The sequence below is a fragment of the Streptomyces sp. NPDC089424 genome (assembly GCF_044749345.1).
GTDB lineage: Bacteria > Actinomycetota > Actinomycetes > Streptomycetales > Streptomycetaceae > Streptomyces.
Window position 1 is genome coordinate 262,941 of sequence record NZ_JBIVHU010000005.1, and the last position, 21,176, is coordinate 284,116.

Annotated in this window: 20 protein-coding genes; 7 read left to right on the plus strand and 13 right to left on the minus strand. The window is 73.1% G+C overall.

Going from position 1 to position 21,176, the window contains the following annotated elements:
* Nucleotides 1–31: 31 nt before the first annotated feature.
* The 6 genes from ACIP2X_RS23760 to ACIP2X_RS23785 all read right to left on the minus strand — a co-directional run bounded on the left by ACIP2X_RS23760 (nucleotide 32) and on the right by ACIP2X_RS23785 (nucleotide 7,533).
* Nucleotides 32–1,507: a lysine N(6)-hydroxylase/L-ornithine N(5)-oxygenase family protein gene (locus ACIP2X_RS23760; protein ID WP_401676291.1), complete on the minus strand. Its 1,476-nt coding sequence runs from the start codon at nucleotides 1,505–1,507 to the stop codon at nucleotides 32–34.
* Complete coding sequence (locus tag ACIP2X_RS23765; RefSeq protein WP_401676293.1) at nucleotides 1,504–2,862, minus strand: pyridoxal phosphate-dependent decarboxylase family protein; 1,359 nt, start codon at nucleotides 2,860–2,862, stop codon at nucleotides 1,504–1,506. The genes ACIP2X_RS23760 and ACIP2X_RS23765 overlap by 4 nt, the downstream gene beginning before the upstream one ends.
* A gap of 123 nt (nucleotides 2,863–2,985) precedes the next feature.
* The gene (gene pepN / locus ACIP2X_RS23770) at nucleotides 2,986–5,487 is read right to left on the minus strand and encodes an aminopeptidase N (RefSeq protein WP_401676295.1); all 2,502 of its coding nucleotides are present in this window, start codon (nucleotides 5,485–5,487) and stop codon (nucleotides 2,986–2,988) included.
* 58 nt (nucleotides 5,488–5,545) lie between these two features.
* Nucleotides 5,546–6,121 carry a two-component system response regulator gene (locus tag ACIP2X_RS23775; RefSeq protein ID WP_401676297.1) on the minus strand — a complete coding sequence of 192 codons (576 nt, stop codon included), beginning with the start codon at nucleotides 6,119–6,121 and terminating at the stop codon, nucleotides 5,546–5,548.
* Between the two features lie 137 nt (nucleotides 6,122–6,258).
* Complete coding sequence (locus tag ACIP2X_RS23780; protein ID WP_401676299.1) at nucleotides 6,259–6,609, minus strand: chorismate mutase; 351 nt, start codon at nucleotides 6,607–6,609, stop codon at nucleotides 6,259–6,261.
* 129 nt (nucleotides 6,610–6,738) lie between these two features.
* A complete protein-coding gene (locus ACIP2X_RS23785; protein WP_401676301.1) occupies nucleotides 6,739–7,533 on the minus strand; it encodes a S1 family peptidase in 795 nt (264 codons plus the stop codon).
* Between the two features lie 164 nt (nucleotides 7,534–7,697).
* Here ACIP2X_RS23785 and ACIP2X_RS23790 point away from each other — a divergent pair, with 164 nt between their 5' ends.
* Nucleotides 7,698–8,594 carry a hypothetical protein gene (locus tag ACIP2X_RS23790; RefSeq protein ID WP_401676303.1) on the plus strand — a complete coding sequence of 299 codons (897 nt, stop codon included), beginning with the start codon at nucleotides 7,698–7,700 and terminating at the stop codon, nucleotides 8,592–8,594.
* Here the strand turns inward: ACIP2X_RS23790 and ACIP2X_RS23795 are convergent.
* Both ACIP2X_RS23795 and ACIP2X_RS23800 read right to left on the minus strand, forming a co-directional pair.
* Entirely contained in the window at nucleotides 8,591–9,511 is a 921-nt protein-coding gene (locus ACIP2X_RS23795) for an SDR family oxidoreductase (RefSeq protein ID WP_401676305.1), read from the minus strand. The genes ACIP2X_RS23790 and ACIP2X_RS23795 overlap by 4 nt on opposite strands.
* Nucleotide 9,512: 1 nt before the next feature.
* Nucleotides 9,513–10,295, minus strand: a complete 783-nt coding sequence (locus ACIP2X_RS23800; protein WP_401676307.1) for an SDR family oxidoreductase — start codon at nucleotides 10,293–10,295, stop codon at nucleotides 9,513–9,515.
* An 85-nt stretch (nucleotides 10,296–10,380) separates the two neighbouring features.
* Here ACIP2X_RS23800 and ACIP2X_RS23805 point away from each other — a divergent pair, with 85 nt between their 5' ends.
* Genes ACIP2X_RS23805 through ACIP2X_RS23820 form a run of 4 tightly spaced genes read left to right on the plus strand, consistent with a single transcriptional unit; the run spans nucleotide 10,381 to nucleotide 13,869 of the window.
* Complete coding sequence (locus ACIP2X_RS23805) at nucleotides 10,381–11,136, plus strand: enoyl-CoA hydratase family protein (protein WP_401676309.1); 756 nt, start codon at nucleotides 10,381–10,383, stop codon at nucleotides 11,134–11,136.
* A gap of 50 nt (nucleotides 11,137–11,186) precedes the next feature.
* Entirely contained in the window at nucleotides 11,187–12,047 is an 861-nt protein-coding gene (locus tag ACIP2X_RS23810) for a CoA transferase subunit A (RefSeq protein WP_401676563.1), read from the plus strand.
* Nucleotides 12,044–12,811: a CoA-transferase subunit beta gene (locus ACIP2X_RS23815; RefSeq protein ID WP_401676311.1), complete on the plus strand. Its 768-nt coding sequence runs from the start codon at nucleotides 12,044–12,046 to the stop codon at nucleotides 12,809–12,811. Before ACIP2X_RS23810 ends, ACIP2X_RS23815 begins: the two co-directional genes overlap by 4 nt.
* Nucleotides 12,811–13,869: an NAD(P)H-dependent flavin oxidoreductase gene (locus ACIP2X_RS23820; protein ID WP_401676313.1), complete on the plus strand. Its 1,059-nt coding sequence runs from the start codon at nucleotides 12,811–12,813 to the stop codon at nucleotides 13,867–13,869. The genes ACIP2X_RS23815 and ACIP2X_RS23820 overlap by 1 nt, the downstream gene beginning before the upstream one ends.
* Here ACIP2X_RS23820 and ACIP2X_RS23825 read toward each other — a convergent pair.
* Genes ACIP2X_RS23825 through ACIP2X_RS23835 form a run of 3 tightly spaced genes read right to left on the minus strand, consistent with a single transcriptional unit; the run spans nucleotide 13,853 to nucleotide 16,453 of the window.
* Nucleotides 13,853–15,010, minus strand: a complete 1,158-nt coding sequence (locus tag ACIP2X_RS23825) for an acetyl-CoA C-acetyltransferase (protein WP_401676316.1) — start codon at nucleotides 15,008–15,010, stop codon at nucleotides 13,853–13,855. The two genes, ACIP2X_RS23820 and ACIP2X_RS23825, sit on opposite strands and share 17 nt — an antisense overlap.
* Before the next feature lie 26 nt (nucleotides 15,011–15,036).
* Nucleotides 15,037–15,651 carry a TetR/AcrR family transcriptional regulator gene (locus ACIP2X_RS23830; protein WP_401676318.1) on the minus strand — a complete coding sequence of 205 codons (615 nt, stop codon included), beginning with the start codon at nucleotides 15,649–15,651 and terminating at the stop codon, nucleotides 15,037–15,039.
* A gap of 16 nt (nucleotides 15,652–15,667) precedes the next feature.
* Nucleotides 15,668–16,453, minus strand: a complete 786-nt coding sequence (locus ACIP2X_RS23835) for an SDR family oxidoreductase (protein ID WP_401676320.1) — start codon at nucleotides 16,451–16,453, stop codon at nucleotides 15,668–15,670.
* Between the two features lie 73 nt (nucleotides 16,454–16,526).
* Between ACIP2X_RS23835 and ACIP2X_RS23840 the strand changes: the two genes are divergently transcribed.
* Entirely contained in the window at nucleotides 16,527–17,666 is a 1,140-nt protein-coding gene (locus ACIP2X_RS23840) for an acyl-CoA dehydrogenase family protein (protein WP_401676322.1), read from the plus strand.
* Nucleotides 17,666–18,622: an acyl-CoA dehydrogenase family protein gene (locus ACIP2X_RS23845; protein WP_401676324.1), complete on the plus strand. Its 957-nt coding sequence runs from the start codon at nucleotides 17,666–17,668 to the stop codon at nucleotides 18,620–18,622. Before ACIP2X_RS23840 ends, ACIP2X_RS23845 begins: the two co-directional genes overlap by 1 nt.
* Here ACIP2X_RS23845 and ACIP2X_RS23850 read toward each other — a convergent pair.
* Both ACIP2X_RS23850 and ACIP2X_RS23855 read right to left on the minus strand, forming a co-directional pair.
* On the minus strand, nucleotides 18,606–20,240 hold the full coding sequence (locus tag ACIP2X_RS23850; protein ID WP_401676326.1) for a cytochrome bc complex cytochrome b subunit: 1,635 nt from the start codon (nucleotides 20,238–20,240) through the stop codon (nucleotides 18,606–18,608). The two genes, ACIP2X_RS23845 and ACIP2X_RS23850, sit on opposite strands and share 17 nt — an antisense overlap.
* Nucleotides 20,241–20,341: 101 nt before the next feature.
* The gene (locus ACIP2X_RS23855; RefSeq protein ID WP_401676328.1) at nucleotides 20,342–21,067 is read right to left on the minus strand and encodes a vWA domain-containing protein; all 726 of its coding nucleotides are present in this window, start codon (nucleotides 21,065–21,067) and stop codon (nucleotides 20,342–20,344) included.
* Nucleotides 21,068–21,176 lie beyond the last annotated feature (109 nt).

The following is a 21,176-nucleotide window of genomic DNA, read 5'->3' on the forward strand; positions in this document are numbered from 1 at the left end:
CCGCCGCGCCGGACCGGCCCTTCGGGGTGCGTCAGGTCCCGTCCCGCAGAGGGGTGAGCGTGCCCGGGTGCCGGGCGGGCGGGACCTGGGAGCGCTGCGGCTCCAGGCCGAAGCTGGTGAACGCGGTGCGGTGCGGCAGCGGGTACGGCTCCTTGCCGGTCAGCGCGTTGAGGATGGAGGCGCTGCGCCAGGCGGCGAGGCCCAGGTCGGGGCTGCCGACGCCGTGGGTGTGCAGCGAGGCGTTCTGGACGAATGCCGTGCCGGTCACGGAGGGGTCCAGGACCAGGCGGAACTCCTCGTCGATCCGGGGGCGTTCGCGGCTGTCGCGGCGCAGATAGGGGTCGAGGCCCGCGAGGAGGCGGTCGAGGGAGCGCTCGCGGTATCCCGTGGCCAGCACGACGGCGTGGGTGGTGAGCCGGGAGCGGGTGCCCTGCTGGATGTGTTCCAGGTGCAGCTCGACCTGGGTGGTGGCGATCCGGCCGGCGGTGCGGACCAGGACGCCGGGGGTGAGTACGGCGTCCGGCCAGCCGCCGCCCAGGTTGCGCCGGTAGAGCTCGTCGTGGATGGCGGCGATGGTGCCCGCGTCGATCCCCTTGTGCAGCTGCCCCTGCGAGGCGACGAGTTGCTCGCGGACCGGCTCGGACAGGGCGTGGAAGTAGCGCGTGTAGTCGGGGGTGAAGTGCTCCAGGCCGAGCTTGGAGTACTCCATGGGCGCGAACGCCTCGCTCCGGCCGATCCAGTGCAGCCGCTCACGGCCGGCGGGGCGGTGCCGCAGCAGGTCGAGGAAGACCTCGGCGCCGGACTGCCCCGACCCGACGACGGTGATGTGCTCGGCGGCGAGCAGCTCGGCGCGGTGCTCGAGGTAGTCGGCGGCGTGGATCACGGGCACGCCGGGCGCCTCCACGAGGGGCGCGAGCGGATCGGGGACGTGGGGCTCGGAGCCGATGCCGAGCACGATGTTCCTCGTGTAGGTGCGGCCGAGGGACTCGCCCTCCCCGTCGGCGTCGAGCTGGGTGAAGTCGACCTCGAAGACGTCGCGGTCGGCGTTCCAGCGCACCGCGTCGACCTGGTGGCCGAAGCGCAGCCCGGGCAGGTTCTCGCTGACCCAGCGGCAGTAGGCGTCGTACTCGCTGCGCCGGATGTGGAAGCGCTCGGCGAAGTAGAACGGGAAGAGCCGCTCGCAGCTTCTGAGGTAGCTGAGGAAGGACCAGGGGCTGGCGGGGTCGGCGAGCGTGACCAGGTCGGCGAGGAAGGGGACCTGGACGGTGGCCCCGTCGACCAGCAGCCCGGGGTGCCAGTCGAAGGCGGGACGCTGCTCGTAGAAGACGGCGTCGAGCTCGGCCAGGGGGTGGGCGAGTGCGGCGAGGGAGAGGTTGAACGGGCCGATGCCGATGCCTACCACGTCACGCGGGGCCTGGGATTCGTGGGACACCGCGTGCGCGGCGGCGTACGGGCTCACGTGCGCGGTGGCCTGCGGCGGGGTCGGCGGGTTCGTCGGGCGGGTCATCGGGGGGTGTGTCCTTCCACCAGGGTCAGGAGGGCGGCCAGGTCGGCCGGCCGGGTGCGGGGGTTCAGGAGGGTGGCCTTCAGCCAGAGCCGGCCGTTCAGCCGGGCGCGGCCGAGGACCGCGCGTCCCTGGCCGAGGAGGTCTCGGCGTACGGCCGCCACGGCGTCGTCGGTGGCGCCGGCGGGCCGGAACAGGACCGTGCTGATGGTGGGCCGGTCGTACAGCTCGAAGCCGGGGTGCGCGGCGATCAGCCCCGCCAGCTCCTCGGCGCGCTCGCACACCTGGTCGACGAGCGCCCCGAGCCCGTTGCGGCCGAGGCCGCGCAGCGTGACGGCGATCTTCAGGATGTCCGGGCGGCGGGTCGTGCGCAGGGAACGGCCCAGCAGGTCGGGGAGGCCGGCGTCGGTGTCGTCCGGCGCGTTCAGGTAGTCCGCGCGCTGGTGCAGACCGGCCAGGTCATGGCCGTCCCGGACGGTGAGCAGACCGGCGGCGATCGGCTGCCAGCCGAGCTTGTGCAGGTCGAGGGTGACGGTGTCGGCGGCGTCGAGGCCGTCGAGCCGGTGGCGGTGCCGTCGGCTGAACAGCAGCCCGCCCCCGTAGGCGGCGTCGACGTGCAGCCGGGCCCCGTGCGCCCGGCACAGGGCGGCGATCGCGGGCAGCGGGTCGATGAGCCCGGCGTCGGTGGTGCCCGCGGTGGCGGCGACCAGCACCGGGCCGGCAAGACGGGCGAGGGCCTCGTCGAGGGCGGCCGGGTCGAGGGTGCCTGCCGGGGCGGGGACGGTCACGGGCGCGGGCAGGCCGAGCAGCCAGGCGGCGCGGGTGAGCGAGTGGTGGGCGCCGGTCCCGGTGACGAGCTGCACGGTGCCGCCGTGCGCCTCGCGGGCGAGCAGCACGGCGAGCAGGTTGGACTCGGTGCCGCCGGTCGTGACGAGGCAGTCGGCGGCGCCGGTCTCCGCCGCGAGCGCCCGCGTGACCAGGGACTCCAGGGCGGAGGCGGCCGGGGCCTGGTCCCAGGAGTCCAGGGAGGGGTTGAGGACACCGGCGGCGAGGTCGGCGGCGGCGGCCAGGGCGAGCGGGGGGCCGTGCAGATGGCCCGCGCACAGGGGGTCCGCCGGGTCGGCGGCGCCCTCGGCGAGCGCCTGCACGAGCACGCGCAGGGCGTCCGGGTCGCCCTCGTCCGGCAGGACGTCCCCGAGCGCGTCCCGCATCCGCGCGGTGACCGCCCGCGGGCCGCCCGCGGGGAGCGGGCCGCCGCGTGCCCGGCCGCCGGCGGCCAGCGCGTCGAGCACGGTGCCGAGCAACGGCCGCAGGGCGCCCGGGCCGTCGGGGCCGGAGGCGAGGGGCGGCGTGGGCATGGACCCAGCTTGTACGCGGATGCGGCGACGCGCCCGAAACGTACCGGCAGAACGACCCGAAAGAGGGTACGTACGTGGCGTGTGCGTGTTCCCCCGCCACGAGGGACGGTCCGGGGGCCGGCGTCAGGGCCTGCGGTCGGAGCCGGCCGCCTCCCGCACGCGCAACGCGCGCGCCAGGTCGTCGAGTTGGTCGGTGAGCTTGCGGCGCAGCGCGGGCACCGGGTCCGCCGCGCGCAGGCACTCCTCGCCCAGGCGCAGCGTCTCGGGGTCGACGGCGTGGGCGGGGAAGGCCCAGGCGCCCGCCGCCTCGGCGATGGCCGGGCCGCGACGGGCCGCAACCGCGACGGCGTCCTCGTAGTAGCGCGGCACGTACTCCCTTACGAGGTCGGTCTGTTCGGGCTGCCAGAAGCCCTGGGCGGTGGCCTTGAAAAGGTAGTTGGACAGTTCGTCGTGGGTGAACATGGCCTCCCACGCCGTCCGCTTGGCCTGGGCGTCGGGCAGGGCGGCGCGGCAGCGGGCGGCGCCCTCCTGGCCGGTGGCGCTGGGGTCGCGGGCGAGTTCGGCGGCGATGGCGGCCTCGTCCGTCGCGCCTAGCACGGCCAGCCGGCCGAGTACGCGCCAGCGCAGCTCGGGGTCGAGCTCGGGTCCGCCGGGGACGATGCCGTCGGCGAGCCAGGCGGCGATGGTGTCGGGGTGCGCGGCGACGTCCACGAAGTGGCGGACGGCGAGCAGCCGCAGGCCCGGGTTGTCGCCGTCCTCGGTGCGGCGCAGCAGGTCGCGGCAGAGGGCGGAGAGGGCGGCCCCGGCGGCGGGGCGCTCCTCGGGGGTGAGGTAGCGGCCGGCGATCTGGCGGGCGCAGAAGTCGAGGACGGCCTGGACGAGCGCGAGGTCGGTCTCGTGGGGCAGGTGCGCGCGGGCCGTCTCCAGGTAGGTGGCCGGGGGCAGTTCGGCGTCGCGGACGGCGTCCCTGAGGGCGTTCCACACCACGGCGCGGGTGAGCGGGTCGGGCAGGCCGGACAGCGCGTCGCGCACCGTCCGGAAGGACCGCGTGTCGAAGCGGACCTTGGCGTAGGTGAGGTCGCCGTCGTTGAGGAGCAGCAGCGCGGGGCGCTTGCCGACGGGGCGGTCGCCGGTGTCCGGGACGTCGAGGTCGAGCCGTTCGCGCAGGACGAGGCGGCCCTCGTCGCCGAGGTCGTGGTCGTAGAGGCCGACGGCGACGCGGTGCGGGCGGCTGCCGTGGTGGTCGACGGTGAGCGCGCAGACGCCGTTGTCGCCGCTGGTGATCCGCGGGGTGAGGGTGTCGACGCCGGTGGTGCGCAGCCAGGCCGCGGCCCAGGCGTGCACGTCGCGCTCGGTGGTGGCGGCGAGCGAGTCGATGAAGTCGGCGAGGGTGGCGTTGCCGAACCGGTGCCGGGCGAAGTGGGTGTTGATGCCGGCGAGGAAGTCCTTCTCTCCGAGCCAGGTGACGAGCTGGCGCAGGGCGGAGGCGCCCTTGGCGTAGGAGATGCCGTCGAAGTTGAGCAGGGCGGCGGCGGTGTCGTCGACGGACTCGGGGGCGACGGGGTGCGTGGAGGGTCGCTGGTCGGCGTCGTAGCCCCAGCCCTTGCGGACGACGCCGAACTCGGTCCAGGCGCCGAGGAAGCGGGTGGCCTCGCCGAGCGTCTGGTAGCCCATGTACTCGGCGAAGGACTCGTTCAGCCAGATGTCGTCCCACCACCGCAGGGTGACGAGGTCGCCGAACCACATGTGGGCCATCTCGTGGGCGATGACCATCGCCCGGGTCTGGCGTTCGGTCTCGGTGACGGCGGAGCGGTAGACGAAGTCGTCGCGGAAGGTGACCAGGCCCGGGTTCTCCATGGCACCGGCGTTGAACTCGGGGACGAACGCCTGGTCGTAGGAGTCGAAGGGGTACGGCTCCTCGAACTTCTCGTGGTAGCGGTCGAAGCAGGCGCGCGTGACGTCGAGGATCTCGTCGGCGTCCGCGTCGAGGTACGGCGCGAGGCTGCGGCGGCAGTGGATGCCGAAGGGCAGGCCGCGGTGTTCGGTGCGCACCGTGTGCCAGGGCCCGGCGGCGACGGCGACGAGGTAGGTGGAGATCGGCGGGGTCGGCGCGGCCCGCCACACGCCGCCGCTGTGCGCGGTGATGCCGTTGGACAGCACGGTCCAGCCCTCGGGCGCGGTCACCGACACCTCGAAGACGGCCTTCAGGTCAGGCTGGTCGAACGCGGCGAAGACGCGCTGCACGTCGTCCAGGAACAGCTGGGTGTAGACGTACGTCTCGCCGTCGGTGGGGTCCGTGAAGCGGTGCATGCCCTCGCCGGTGCGGGAGTAGCGCATGGCGGCGTCGACGCGCAGCTCGTGGTCGCCGGCGGCGAGGTTCTTCAGGGGCAGGCGGTTGCCGTCGAGGCTCTCGGGGTCGAGGGGCTGTCCGTCCAGGGTCACCGAGCGCAGCTCTGCGGGCTTCAGCTCGACGAAGGTGTCCGCCTCGGTTCGCGCGGTGAACCCGATCACCGTGCGGGAGTCGAAGGTCTCGTCACCCGCTGTCAGGTCGAGGTCGACCCGGTAGTGACGGACGTCGAGGAGCTGGGCACGGGTCTGCGCTTCGTCGCGCGTGAGTACGGACATGGATCACATGCTGCCTGATGCCGGTGACGGCAGGACAGGGGCGGGCGGTTCCGGGTGGCTACGTGTGGTCCTGCGTCGGCGCCGCCGACCCGCGCCGGTCGCGCTGGACGGGCAGGCGTGCGCCCGGTTCCTCCGGTTGCGCCGCGGACTCCTCGGCCGCCGGTGAGCCCCCGTGCGCCCGGCGGCGCCCGCGCTCCCGCGGCCGGTCCAGGGCGCGCAGCTCGCGGATCTCGCGCTCCAGGGCCTGGTGGCGCTGGTGGGCGTCGTAGAGGTAGCGGACCTTGGTGCGCAGCGCCCAGGGGTCGACCGGCTTCATCAGCAGGTCCGCGACGCCGAGGCCGAAGGCGGTGGAGGTCAGCTCGTGGTCCGCGCCGTAGCCGGTGAGCAGGACGACCGGGATGTGCTGGGTCTGCTCCAGGCGGCGCAGGTAGCGCACCACGTCCAGCCCGCTGACGCCGGGCATGCGCACATCGAGCAGCAGCAGGCCGACGTGGCCGCGGAGCACCTGTTTCAGCGCCTCGTCCCCGCTGATGGCGCGGCCCAGGTCGTAGCCGAGCGGGGCCAGGGCGCTCTCCAGCGCGTACAGCGTGTCCTCGTGGTCGTCGACGATGAGGATCTTGGCGTCCGACCCCATGCCCGAACTCCCTCCGGCGTGGAGTCCAGAGTATGCGAGGTGCTGACGGGGAGTGGCGGCCGGTTGACGATCAGTGCAGGGCGCGGGGCGCACCGGCCGGACCGCGCGCCGGCCGGTGGCGGCCGTGTTCGCCGAGGTCAATCGGCTGCCGGGGGCGCGGCGTTCGCGGTGTCCTCGGCGATGCGCTCGTGGTGCCTGATCACTTCGCCGATGATGAAATTGAGAAATTTTTCAGCGAATCCGGGGTCGAGCTTGGCGCTCTCGGCGAGGGAGCGCAGGCGGTCGATCTGCCGTGCCTCGCGGGCCGGGTCGGCGGGCGGCAGCCGGTGCAGGGCCTTGAGGCGGCCGACCTGCTGGGTGCACTTGAACCGCTCGGCGAGCATGTGGACGACGGCCGCGTCGATGTTGTCGATGCTGTCACGCAGCCGGGAGAGCTCCTCGCGGACGGCCGGGCCCACGTCACCGGGGGTGGTGTTGCTGGTGGTCATGGGCGCCCACCCTACGCGGCGGGCGGCCGCTCCAGGTCGCCGTCCTCGCCGCCGACCTGGAGGGGCGCGGTGCCGAAGGAGTGTTCGGTGGACCCCCGGCACGCGCCGCCGCCCCACCGAACCGCCGTCCTACAGCGCGCTCGCGGCCCGGGCTATGTCCGCCGCGAAGTGGCTGACCTCGGTGTAGACACCGGGGACGCCGGAACGGGCGCAGCCGTCGCCCCAGCTGACGATGCCGACCTGGATCCACTTGCCGGCGTCGTCCTTGCGGAACATGGGGCCGCCGGAGTCACCCTGGCAGGTGTCGATGCCGCCGCTCTGGTAGCCGGCGCACAGTTCCTCCGTGCTCGTCAGGCGGCTGCCGTAGTGCCACTTGCAGGCACGGTCGGTGACGAAGGGCACCGAGGCCTTCTGGAGCTTGGTGGTGCCGGTGTTCGCGCCCTCGCGGGTGTCGCCCCAGCCCGCGATGGTGAAGGTGCCGCGGTTGTAGCGGTTGGTGGTGGCGATCTTCAGCGTGGGCTTGTCGATCGGCCGGGCGAGCTTGATCAGCGCCCAGTCCTTGCCGACGCCGTTGTAGCCCGGCGCCACCTTGACCTTGGTCGACTTGACCTTGATCGCGGCGGCGGAGTTGAGGTCGGCGACGCCCGCGGTGACCGTGATGCGGGTGTTGTTGCCGGAGCCCTCCATGCAGTGGGCGGCGGTCAGGACCACGTCCTTCTTGTAGAGCGCACCGCCACAGCCCATCGAGAGGTGGACCATGAACGGGAACTCGTTCTGTACGGCGGGCTTGCCTCCGATGACGCGGGTGTCCGCGGCGTGCGCGCTGACGGGCTGGAGGCTGGCGACCGCGAGAGCGACGGCACCGGCCGCCGCGGCTCTTTTGGCCAGGGTCAGACCGCTTCTCGTCGTCGCGTTATGGGTCAACGTACTTCCCTTCGTGGCGGATTGAGCGGCTCGCCAGTATGAAGATCGGGCCGCCGCGGTGACAAGGACTGATCTCACGCGGGACCCGCGCAACCCGTCGAGCGAAATTCCGCTCTCTCCCTCGTAGAGTGGAACCGGGTTCACGGCGTCTTGGGGGTACGGGCGTGGCGAACGACGGACCGGTCGAGCACGGCTACCCGCACCTGGAGACGGTGCGGGCCGCCGTGACGGCGCTGTACAGGCGCTTGTCCTACGACGGGATCCAGACGTTCGGGGTCAGTGTCCTGCCGGCCGACGTGGCCTTCTGCGACACCGACGACCTGTATCTGGGCGCCCAGCGCGTGGCCCGGGAACTGGTGAGGCACTACCGGCTGCCGGACGCCCGCCTGATCGTCAGCTTCCGCGAGATGCAGTACGCGGCGAACGTCGAACTCACCGCGGGCCCCGAGTACTTCGTGGAACTGAACGATCGGTTCCGCACCCACCGCCGGGACATCGGCGCGGCGCTCGCACACGAGATCATGCATGTCTACCTGCATCGCCTGGACCTGTCGTTCCCCGGCACGCGCGACAACGAGATCCTCACGGACACGGCGACGACGTACCTGGGCGCGGGCTGGCTGCTCCTGGACGCCTACCGGGAGGACGCGGACTCCAGCCAGAAGCTCGGCTATCTGACCCCCGAGGAGTTCGGGTACGTCCTCGCCAAGCGCGCCCTGGTCTTCGATGAGGACCCCTCGCCGTGGTTCACCAGCCCGCAGGCGTACACGGCCTACGTCAAGGGCATGACGCTGGCCCGTCACGACGAACAGCAGCCACCGCTCACCGCGGCGGGCTGGGCCGGCCGCCGCCGCTACGCCCGCGACCGCCGCCACGCCCAGAGCCGCCACACCCCGACCGGCCCGCCGGGCTCGCCGTACGCCTTCTCCCCCGACGCCGACGGCCCGCTGCGGGTGTCGTTCCCCTGCCCCACCTGCCACCAGCGGATCCGGGTGCCGGTGCGCGGACGGGTGCGGGCGCGGTGCGCGCTGTGCCGGTCGGTGCTGGAGTGCGACACCTAGAGGGTGGTGGCGCCGTACACCGGTGCGGGTGTGCGGGAGCCTGCCAGCAGTTCCCGTACCACCTGGTCGAGTTCGGCCACGTGCCAGCGGGCCCCCTTGTCGGCGGTGGGCCCCGGACGCCAGCCCTCCATCACGGTGATCCGGCCGCCCTCCGTCTCGAACACCCGGCCGGTGACGCCCGCGCTCGCCGCGGAGCCCAGCCAGACGACCAGCGGGGAGACGTTCTCCGGAGCCATCGCGTCGAAGCCGCCGCCCGGCGCCGCCATGGCCGCGGCGAAGGTCCGCTCCGTCATCCGGGTACGCGCCGCCGGGGCGATGGCGTTGACCTGCACGCCGTACCGGGCCAGCTCCGCCGCCGCGACCAGGGTCAGCCCGACGATCCCGGCCTTGGCGGCGCTGTAGTTGCCCTGCCCGACCGAGCCCAGCAGCCCGGCCCCGCTGCTGGTGGCGACGATCCGGGCCTCGGGCGTGCGGCCCGCCTTCGCCTCGGCCCGCCAGTGCGCGGCGGCGTGCTTCAACGGCAGGAAGTGCCCCTTGAGATGGACGCGCAGGACGTCGTCCCAGTCGTCCTCGTCCAGGTTGACGAGCATCCGGTCGCGCAGGAAGCCCGCGTTGCCGACCAGCGTGTCGAGCCGGCCGTACGTCTCCAGCGCGGTCCCGATCAGTGAGGCGGCGCCCTCGGTGGTGGCGATGTCACCGGCGTGCGCGACGGCCTCGCCGCCCACCGCACGGATCTCGGCGGCCACCCGGTCGGCCGGACTGCCGGCGCCGGGGCGGCCGTCCAGCCCGACCCCGAGGTCGTTGACGACGACCCGTGCCCCCTCGGCGGCGAAGGCGAGCGCGTGCGCCCGCCCGAGCCCCCGGCCGGCCCCGGTGACGACCACGACGCGCCCTTCGCACATGCGGCTCGCGCTCATCTCATCCCTCCTGAGGGTTTCCGTGGGCGGCGGCGTCCAGGAAGGCGGGGCGCTCGCCGCCGCCATGCACCTCCAGGCCGGCCCCGCTGATGTACGACGCGGCGTCCGACGCCAGGAACACGGCGGCCGCCCCGACGTCGGCCGGTGCGGCGAGCCGGCCGAGCGGAACCGTGCGGGCGACGGCGGCGACGCCCTCCTCGCCGCCGTAGTGCAGATGCGACAGGCCGGTGCGCACCATGCCGACGACGAGCGTGTTCACCCGTACGTCGGGCGCCCACTCCACGGCCATCGAACGGGCGAGGCTCTCCAGCCCGGCCTTGGCGGCGCCGTACGCGGCCGACCCGGGTGACGGCCTGCCACCGCTCACGCTGCCGATCATCACCACGCACCCCCGCGCCCGCCGCAGGTGCTCGTACGCGGCGAGCGACGCGGTCAGCGGGGCGAGGAGGTTCAGCTCGACGACCCGGGCGTGCCGTTCGGCGTCGACGTCGGTCAGGAGCCGGTACGGCGTGCCGCCGGCGTTGTTGACGAGGACGTCGAGCCGGGGCAGGGCGGCGAAGAAGTCCCGCACGGCGGCGGGCTCCCGCAGGTCGAGGGGGACGAACCGGGCGCCCGCCACGGGGACCTCGGGCGGCCGTCGGGCGCAGGTCACGACCTCGGCGCCGGCCTCGGCGAAGGCCCGCGCGATCCCGGCGCCGACCCCTCGCGTGCCGCCCGTGACGACGACGGTCCGGCCGAGGAGCTCGGGCGACCGCGGACTGTCCACAGGGTCGGTGTTGTCCACAGGGGCTCCCCCGCTGAATCGGCGGCTGCTAGCTTCGAGGCGTCACACCTAACAAATGTTTGGTGGAAAGGTAGCTGATGCGGCCATGGGTGTCTCCACCTCGTCCCCGGAAATGGGGATCTGCGTCGTCACGGTCGACTTCCCCCCGGTGAACGCGCTGCCGGTGCACGGCTGGTACGCCCTGGCGGACGCGGTGCGCACCGCCGGGCGGGACCTGGGCGTCCGCTGCGTCGTGCTGACCGCCGAGGGGCGCGGCTTCAACGCGGGGGTGGACATCAAGGAGCTGCAGGCACGGGGCTCCGACGCCCTGCTCGGTGCCAACTCCGGCTGCGCGGAGGCCTTCGCGGCGGTGTACGAGTGCGAGGTCCCGGTCGTGGCGGCCGTGCGGGGCTTCTGCCTCGGCGGCGGCATCGGGCTCGTGGGCAACGCGGACGCGATCGTGGCGAGCGAGGACGCCGCCTTCGGCTTGCCGGAGCTCGACCGGGGCGCCCTCGGAGCGGCCACGCACCTGGCCCGCCTGGTCCCGCAGCACCTCATGCGCGCGCTGTACTACACCTCCCGCACGGCGAGCGCGGCCGAGCTGCACGCGCACGGCTCGGTGTGGCGGGTGGTGCCGGGTGCGCAACTGGACGCCGCCGCCCTGGAGCTGGCCCGCGAGATCGCCGCGAAGGACGGCCGGCTGCTGCGCCTCGCCAAGGCGGCGATCAACGGCATCGACCCCGTCGACGTGCGGCGCAGCTACCGGTTCGAGCAGGGCTTCACCTTCGAGGCCGGCCTCAGCGGGGTCGCGGACCGGGTGCGGAGCACGTTCGGTACGGCAGGGAAGGAGGAACCGCAGTGACGTCGACCGCGGCAGACAAGGCCGACAAGGCAGACAAGGCCGACAAGACGATGCGCGCCGACGAGGCGGTGAGCCGCCTGGAGAGCGGCATGACCCTCGGCATCGGCGGCTGGGGCTCGCGGCGGAAGCCGATGGCACTGGTCAGAGCGCTGCTCCGCACCTCCGTCACCGATCTCACCGTGGTCTCCTACGGCGGCCCGGACGTCGGCATGCTCGCCGCCGCCGGCCGGATCCGCAAGCTGGTCGCGGCGTTCACCACCCTCGACTCCGTCCCGCTCGAACCGCACTACCGCGCGGCGCGTGAGCGTGGGGCGTTCGAGCTGATGGAGATCGACGAGGCGATGTTCCTGTGGGGACTGGAGGCCGCGGCGAACCGGTTGCCGTTCCTGCCGGTGCGGGCCGGGATCGGCTCGGACGTCATGCGGGTCAACCCCGCTCTGCGCACGGTCACCTCGCCGTACGACGACGGGGAGACGTTCGTGGCCATGCCCGCCCTGCGCCTGGACGCGGCGCTGGTCCACGTGAACCGCGCCGACCGGCGGGGCAACGGGCAGTACCTCGGCCCCGATCCCTACTTCGACGACCTGTTCTGCGCGGCGGCCGGGGCGGCGTACGTCTCGTGCGAGCGGATCGTGGACACGTCCGAGCTGACGAAGGAGGCGGCGCCCCAGACATTGCTCGTCCCCCGGCACACGGTGACCGGTGTGGTGGAGGCCCCCGGCGGCGCCCACTTCACGTCGTGCGCGCCGGACCACGCGCGGGACGAGGCCTTCCAGAAGCACTACGCCACCACGCCCTGGCCGGAGTTCGCCGCGCGGTTCCTCACCGGGGACGAGCGGGCGTACCGCTCCGCCGTCGACGCCTGGCACGAGGAGACCGGCGGGCGTCCGCGCGACGAGGAGCGCTCATGAACCCGGCGACGCCCGTGCCCGCTGCCGCGCCCGTCCCGGCGCCGACCCGCGCCGAGTACTGCGTGATCGCCTGCGCCGAGGCCTGGCGCGGTGCCGGTGAGGTGCTCGCGAGCCCCATGGGCCTGATCCCCTCCCTCGGCGCCCGGCTCGCGCGGCACACCTTCGCCCCCGACCTGCTGCTCACCGACGGCGAGGCGACGCTGGTGGACGCCGAGGGCAGCACCGAGGGCTGGCTGCCCTACCGCCGGCACCTCACCCTCGTCACCGGCGGCCGCCGGCACGTGATGATGGGCGCCGCCCAGATCGACCGTTTCGGCAACCAGAACATCTCCTGCGTCGGCGACTGGGCCAAGCCGGCCCGGCAGCTGCTCGGGGTGCGCGGCGCGCCGGTCAACACGCTCAACAACCCGACGAGTTACTGGATCCCGCGGCACTCCCGCCGGGTGTTCGTGGAGCGCGTCGACATGGTGTGCGGAGTCGGCCACGACCGCGCCGCCCGCCATCCGGAAACGGCCCGCTTCCACCGTCTGGGCCGGGTCGTCTCGAACCTGTGCGTGCTCGACTTCGCGACCCCGGACCACTCGATGCGGCTCGCCTCCCTGCATCCCGGAGTGAGCGTCGAGGAGGTCGTGGCGGCGACCGGCTTCGCGCTGACGATCCCGGCCGAGGCAGCGGCGACCCGCACGCCCACCCCGGACGAGCTGCGTCTGATCCGCGAGGTGCTCGACCCGGCAGACGACCGGGACCGGGAGGTGCGGGCCTGATGGAGACGGCGTTCACCAGGCTGGTCGGCGTACGGCACCCGATCGTGCAGACCGGGATGGGCTGGGTCGCGGGCCCCCGCCTGGTCTCCGCGGCGGCGAACGCGGGAGCGCTGGGCGTCCTGGCGTCGGCCACGATGACGCCCGACCGGTTGCGCGAGGCGATACGGGAGGTCGGGGCGCGCACGAGCGCCCCCTTCGGGGTCAACCTGCGCGCGGACGCGCGGGACGCGGCCGACCGGGTGCAGATCATGATCGAGGAGGGGGTGCGGGTCGCGTCCTTCGCCCTGGCCCCCTCACGTGACCTGATCACCGCCCTCAAGGAGGCCGGCGTCGTGGTCGTCCCCTCGGTCGGCGCGCGCCGGCATGCCGAGAAGGTCGCGGCGTGGGGCGCGGACGCGCTGATCGTGCAGGGCGGTGAGGGCGGCGGGCACACCGGGGAGGTGGCGACGACGGTGCTGCTGCCGCAGGTGGTGGACGCCGTGGACATCCCGGTGGTGGCGGCCGGCGGCTTCTTCGACGGGCGCGGGCTGGTCGCGGCGCTGGCCTACGGGGCGGCGGGCGTGGCCATGGGGACACGGTTCCTGCTCACGTCGGACTCGACCGTGCCGGACGCGGTGAAGGCCAGGTATCTGGCGGCCGCCGTCCGGGACGTCACGGTCACGACGGCGATCGACGGCCTGCCCCACCGGATGCTGCGCACCGATCTGGTCGACGCCCTGGAGAGGTCCGGCCGGGCCGGCCGGCTCCTGCGGGCCGTCCACCGCGCGGCCGGCTTCCGGCGGATCTCGGGTCTCACCTGGCGCCGGATGCTCCAGGACGGCCTCGCCATGAAGCGGGGCAAGGACCTGACCTGGAGCCAGGTCCTGCTGGCCGCGAACACGCCGATGCTGCTGAGGGCGTCCATGGTGGACGGCCGGACGGATCTCGGGGTCATGGCCTGCGGCCAGGTCGCCGGGGTCATCGACGACCTGCCCTCGTGCGCGGAGCTGGTGGAGCGGATCACCGAGGAGGCGGAGGCGGCGCTGAAGTCCCTGGAGGTGCTCAGACCCGCTCGATGATCGTCACGTTGGCCTGACCGCCGCCCTCGCACATCGTCTGCAGCCCGAACCGCCCGCCCGTGCGCTCCAGTTCGTGCAGGAGTGTGGTCATCAGCTTGGCGCCGGTCGCGCCGAGCGGATGGCCCAGGGCGATCGCGCCGCCGTTGACGTTGACCTTGCCGGGGTCGGCGCCGGTCTCCTTGAGCCAGGCCAGGACGACGGGCGCGAACGCCTCGTTGATCTCGACGAGGTCGATGGCGTCGAGAGTGAGTCCGGTCTTCTTCAGTGCGTGCGCGGTGGCCGGGATGGGCGCGGTGAGCATGCGGATCGGGTCCTCGCCGCGCGCCGACAGATGGTGGACGCGCGCCCGCGGCGTCAGCCCGTGCTCGCGCACCGCCCGCTCCGAGGCCAGCAGCAGCGCCGCCGCGCCGTCGGACACCTGCGACGAGCAGGCGGCGGTCACCGTGCCGCCGTCGACGACCGGCTTCAGCGCGGCCATCTTCTCGGCCGAGGTGTCGCGTCGCGGCCCCTCGTCGACGGACACGCCCGCGCAGGGCACGGTCTCGCGGGCGAAGCGCCCCTCGTCGATCGCGCGCACCGCCCGCCGGTGCGAGCGCAGCGCGAACTCCTCCTGCTCCAGCCGGCTGATCCCCCACTTCGCGGCGATCATCTCGGCCCCGGCGAACTGGTTCACCGGCCGGTCGCCGTACCGCGCGCGCCAGCCCTCGCTGCCCGCGAACGGGCCCTCGGTGAAGCCGAGCGGCTCGGCGGCCTGCCGGGTGGCGTAGGCGATGGGGATCTGCGACATGTTCTGCACGCCCCCGGCCACCACCAGGTCCTGCGTCCCGGACAGCACGGCCTGCGCGGCGAAGTGCACGGCCTGCTGCGAGGACCCGCACTGCCGGTCGACGGTCACGCCCGGCACCTCCTCGGGCAGTCCGGCCGCCAGCCAGCAGGTCCGCGCGATGTCCCCGGCCTGCGGCCCCACCGTGTCCAGGCACCCGAGGACGACGTCCTCGACGGCCGCGGGATCCACGCCGGCCCGCGCGACCAGTTCCCTCAGCACATGCGCGCCCAGATCGGCCGGGTGGACCGCGCCGAGCCCTCCCCCGCGCCGTCCGACGGGCGTGCGGACCGCTTCGACGATGTAGGCCTCGGCCATGGCGACTCCCCAGCAAGATCTGCGAGTTATGTGCGTACGGCGATCCCGTCCAGCACCATCGACAGGTACTGCCGGGCGATCTCCTCCGGGCTGTGCTGTCCGCCCGGCCGGTACCAGGACGCGGCGACCCACACGGTGTCCCGCACGAACCGGTAGGTGAGCCGGACGTCGAGGTCGTCCCGGAAGACCCGGTCGGCGACCCCGCGTTCCAGCGTGGACAGCCACGCCTTCTCGAACTTGCGCTGCGACTCGGCGAGGAACGCGAACCGTTCCTGGGCCGCCAGTTGCCTGGACTCCTTCTGGTAGATCGCGACGGCCGCGCGGTGCCGGTCGATCTCCCGGAACGACTCCGTGACCAGTGCCCGCAGCGTCTCGCGCGGCCCGAGCCCGGCGTCCAGGACGGTGTCGTAGCCGTCCCAGAGCTCGTCGAGGAAGGTGCGCAGGATCTCCTCCAGCATCGACTCCTTGGAGTCGAAGTGGTAGTAGAGGCTGCCCGCGAGCATGCCCGCGTGGTCGGCGATGGTCCGGACGGTGGTGGCGTTGTACCCCTGTTCGGCGAAGACCTCGGCGGCGGTGCGCAGGAGTTCGTGGCGGCGCTCCGGCGCGGAGGCGGTCACCTGGGGGTTCTTCTTGGTCGGCACGGCACCCATTGTGGTCCTAGGGGTGCTGGCTGCTGACGGAGACGACCTCTCCGGTCAGGTAGGAGGAGTAGCCCGAGGCCAGGAACACGATCACGTTGGCCACCTCCCAGGGCTGCGCGCAGCGCCCGAACGCCTCGCGCGCGGTGAGTTCCGCGAGCAGTTCGGGGGTGGTCACCTTCGCCAGGTGCGGATGCAGGGCGAGGCTCGGCGCGACGGCGTTGACCCGCACCCCGTACTGCGCGGCCTCGATCGCCGCGCACCGGGTCAGCGCCATCACGCCGGCCTTCGCGGCGGCGTAGTGGGCCTGCCCGGCCTGGGCCCGCCAGCCGACGACGGAGGCGTTGTTGACGATCACACCGCCGGTCGCCCGCATGGCGCGCAGGGCCGCCCGCGTGCACCGGAACGTGCCGTTCAGCGTCACGTCGAGCACGCGGGACCACTGCTCGTCGGTCATGTCGACGAGCACCGAGGTGCCGCCGAGTCCGGCGTTGTTGACGACGACGTCCAGCCGTCCGTGCTCCGCCACCGCCCTGTCGAACAGCGCCCTGACCTGTGCCTCGTCGGTGACGTCGCAGGGCTGCGCGGCGACCGACCCCGCGCCGAACCGCGCGGTGAGGGCGGCCTCGTGCTCCTTCAGCCGGCGCGTGTGGGCGTCGCTGATCAGCACGCGCGCGCCCTCCTCCAGGAACCTGCGCGCGGTCGCGCCGCCGATCCCGGCGCCCGCCGCCGCGGTGACGACGGCGCTGCGCCCGCTGAGGAGACCGTGCCCGGGCTCGTACGCCGGAGTCTCGACGTCTGTCATGGGCCCACGCTAACCTACCAAACACTTGTTAGGGAAGAATCCGGGGAGCGGGAACGCAGGGAGGGAGGCGACCGTGGACCTCACGCACTCCGCCGCCGACGAGGCCTTCCGCGCCGAGGCGCGCGCCTGGCTCGACGTCCATGTGCCGCGCACGCCGCTGCCGTCGCTGGAGACCGCCGAGGGCTTCGCGGCGCACCGCGCGTGGGAGGCCGAACTGGCCGCGGACCGCTGGTCGGTCGTCGACTGGCCCGAGGAGTTCGGCGGCCGGGACAGCGGGCTCGTCCGGTGGCTGCTCTTCGAGGAGGAGTACTACGCGGCGGCCGCCCCGGCGCGCGTCGGCCAGAACGGCATCCACCTGCTGGCCCCCACCCTCTTCGCCCATGGCACGCGGGAGCAGCGGGCCCGCGTCCTGCCGCCGATGGCCTCGGGCCGCACCGTCTGGGCGCAGGCGTGGTCGGAGCCGGAGGCGGGCTCGGACCTCGCCTCGCTCACGTCGCGGGCCGACCGCACCGACGGCGGCTGGCTGCTGTCCGGCCAGAAGACCTGGTCCTCCCGGGCGCCCTTCGCGGACCGCGCGTTCGGGCTGTTCCGCAGTGAGCGGGACACGCCCAAACCTCATCAGGGTCTGACGTATCTGATGTTCGACCTGCGCGCGCCCGGTGTCACCGTCCGCCCGATCGCCCGGCTGGACGGCAGGCCGGCCTTCGCCGAGCTGTTCCTGGACGAGGTCTTCGTCCCCGACGAGGACGTCATCGGCGAGCCCGGTCGGGGTTGGTATGTCGCCATGTCGACAGCGGCCAACGAACGTGGCCTCACCCTCCGTTCGCCGGGGCGCTTCCTGGCCGCCGCCGACCGCCTGCACCGGCTGTGGCGGGCCGCGGGCAGCCCCGCCGCCACCCGCGCGCGGGTGGCCGACGCGCTGATCGGCGCCCGCGCCTACCAGCTCTTCACCTTCGCCGCCGCCTCCCGCTTCCTGGACGGCGAGCCGCTGGGCGCGGAGTCCAGCCTGAACAAGGTGTTCTGGTCGGAGTACGACATCGCGCTGCACGAGACCGCCCTCGATCTGCTCGGCCCCGAGGGCGAGCTGGCCGGCACCCCCTGGTCCGAGCCGTACGTCTTCGCCCTGGCCGGCCCGATCTACGCCGGGACCAACGAGATCCAGCGCGACATCGTGGCCGAGCGCCTGCTGGGCCTGCCGAAGGGGCGCCGCTGATGCGCTTCCTCCTCGATTCCGAGCACCGCGCCTTCGCCGCCTCCCTGGACGCCCTGCTCACATCGGCCGACACCGCCCGCGTGGTGCGGGACTGGAGCCGCGGCGACCCCACCGGCGGACGCGCGCTGTGGTCCCGGATCGCCGAGGCGGGCGTCTTCGCGCTGGCCGTGCCCGAGGAGTACGACGGGCTGGGCCCCCGCCCGGTGGAACTGGCCGTCGCCTTCGTGGAGTTGGGCCGGCACGCCGTCCCGGGCCCATTGGTGGAGACGGTCGCGGCGGCCGCGCTGCTCACGGAACCGGCCCTCGCGGGGCGCTTCCTGCCGCCCCTCGCGGCGGGCGCGACGATGACGACGCTGACACCGGCGGGCGGCCCGTACGCACTCGACGGCGACGCGGCCACCACCTGTCTGGCCCTCACTCCCGAGGGCCTGCGCCTCTCCCCCGGCCCCGCCGCTCCCGTCCGCCCCTCCATGGACCCGGCCCGCCGTCTCACCGCCCTCCTCCCCGGCGGTGAGCTGCTCTCCCCCGCCCCGCCCGTCGAACAGGCCGTCACATGGGCGCGGCTCGCCACGGCCGCGCAGGCCCTCGGCGTGGGCCTCACGCTGCTGGAACGGACCGTCGCGCACGTCCGGCGGCGCACCCAGTTCGGTGTCGCCGTCGGCTCGTTCCAGGCGGTCAAGCACCGGCTGGCCGACGCCAGGATCGCCCTGGACTTCGCCCGTCCGCTGCTGTTCGGCGCCGCGCTGACCATGGACCCCGCCGACGTGGCCGCGGCCAAGGTCACGGCGTGCCGGGCGGCGTACACCACGGCCCGCACGGCGCTCCAGCTGCACGGCGCGATCGGCTACACGGCGGAGTACGACCTGTCCCTGTGGCTGACCAAGGCACGGGCCCTGCTCGGTGCCTGGGGCGGCCCGGACGAGTGCCGGGACGTCGTCCTCAGTGCCCGCGCGTGATCTCCCGGTACTCCTCCGGGGTCGGCTTCGGGATCTGGCTGTCGGGTCCGAACATGGCCCGGGCCAGCCGGGCGCGCACCCGCTGGGAGACGGTGACGGGACGCCGCACACCGTTCGCGTCGACGCGCGGCCCGATCTCGTACGGCGGCTGCTGCTCGTGCTGGGTGAGGGTGTGCCGGTCGGCCTGACTGAGGGGCTCGTGGACCTCGACGTACTCGCCGTGCGGCAGCCGCTTGATGGTGCCGGTCTCCCGGCCGTGCAGCACCTTCTCGCGGTCCCGGCGTTGCAGACCCAGGCAGATGCGCTTGGTGACGACGAAGGCCAGAACCGGCGCGGCGAAGAAGGCGATCCGCACGAACCACGTGATGGCGTTGATCGACAGATGCAGATGGGTGGCGACGATGTCGTTGCCGCCGCCGATCAGGCACACCACGTACAGGGTGAGCCAGGCGACGCCGAGGCCGGTGCGGACGGGGGTGTTGCGCGGCCGGTCCAGGAGGTGGTGCTCGCGTCGGTCGCCGGTGATCCAGGCCTCGATGAAGGGATAGACGCCGATGGCGGCCAGGATCAGCGGAAAGAGCATGAAGGGGATGAAGACGCCGAGGACGAGGGTGTGCCCGCCGAGGTCGATCTCCCATCCCGGCATCACCCGGATCAGCCCCTCGGAGAAGCCGAGGTACCAGTCGGGCTGGGCGCCGGTGGTGACGAGGTCGGCGCGGTAGGGGCCGAACGCCCACACGGGGTTGATCTGCGCCAGTCCGCCCATCATCGCGAGCACGCCGAAGACCAGGAAGAAGAAGCCGCCGGCCTTGGCCATGTAGACCGGCAGGAAGGGCATGCCGACGACGGACCTCTCCGCACGGCCGGGGCCGGGGTACTGAGTGTGCTTGTGGTAGAAGACCAGGATCAGATGGGCCACCACCAGGCCCAGCATGATCCCGGGCAGCAGCAGCACATGGATCGGGAACAGCCGCGAGATGATGTCGTGGCCCGGGAACTCGCCGCCGAACAGGAAGAACGCCACGTACGTCCCCACGATCGGGATCGACAGGATGGCGCCCTGGGCGAAGCGCAGGCCGGTGCCTGAGAGCAGGTCGTCGGGGAGCGAGTAGCCCGTGAGACCGGTGATGACGCCGAGCAGCAACAGGGTCCAGCCGAAGACCCAGTTGACCTCGCGGGGCTTGCGGTAGGCCCCGGTGAAGAACACCCGCATCATGTGCACGAGCATCCCGGCGACGAAGACCAGGGCCGCCCAGTGGTGGATCTGCCGGATCAGCAGGCCGCCGCGGACGTCGAAGCTGATCTCCAGGGTGGACTCGAACGCCCGGGTCATCACGATGCCGTTGAGCGGCGTGTAGGACCCCTCGTACACCACCTCGGCGCTGCTCGGCTCGAAGAACAGCGTGAGGTAGACGCCGGTGAGGAGGAGGACCAGGAAGCTGTAGAGGCAGACCTCTCCGAGCATGAAGGACCAGTGGTCCGGGAACACCTTGCGCATGTTGGCCTTGGCCAGCGAGTAGAGCCCGAGGCGCCCGTCGGCCCAGTCGGCCACCTTCTCGCCCCGCGCCGGGGAACTCCCCCTGCCGCGCGCCGTGTTCACCGAACCCGCGCCGTCCATGCGTCGCCGCCCTCCCCGTCGGATCACCCTCAGGGTGACAGTGACAGGGCGGAGAGCTCAAGCCAAAGGCGCACGAAAGATCTCGGCCGGACCGGGGCGCCTCAGCCGGCCGTCACGATGCCCCGCTCCCGTGCCGCCGCCAGCCACTGGGGGAACTCGCCCACGAGACGGTCGTACAGCTCGGCGTCGGACACCTGGCGCGGGTCCTCACCGGCGTGGAAGAACCCGGCGTTGTCGACCACCCGCCGCTGCGGCACGGGCAGTTCGTCGAGCTTGCGCAGGAAGTCGAACTGCTTGCTGTGCGGATCCCCGAAGCCTATGAACTGCCAGAACAGCGGGAGTTTCGCCGCCTTGCACAGGAACTTCTCGGCGGCCGGCCGGTTGATGGGGCCGCCGTCGGTCTGGAAGACGACGAGGGCCGGGTCCCGGGAGCCGCTGTCGAGATGGTGGTCGATGACGGCGTCCATGGCCAGGTGGTAGCTGGTCCTGCCCATGTGGCCGAGGCCCGACACGATCCGCTCGATCCGGCCCTGGTGGTCGGCGAGCGCGATCTCGGTGACGGCGTCGACGTCGGTGGAGAAGAAGACCACGGGCACCCTCCCGTCGTCGTCCAGGTGCGCCGAGAGCCCGAGCACCCGGTCGGCGAGCGCCTGCACGCTGCCGTCCTGGTAGTACGGCTTCATGGACCCCGAGTAGTCGACGACGAGGTACACCGCGGCCCGTTGTCCCTCCAGACCGTGCTTGGCCAGCGAGACCGCGGCGCTCTTGTACAGGTTCACGAGCGCGGGCGCGCTCTGTTCCACCTTGGTGAGACTGATGGCTGCCACGCGGCGAGACTACGGCACAACTGACGGCGCCCGCCCTGTCGTCCGGTCGGGGACTGGCGGGCGGGCGCCGTCTCGGGGGTGTCTGGGGAACCCCCAGACAACCAGCCCG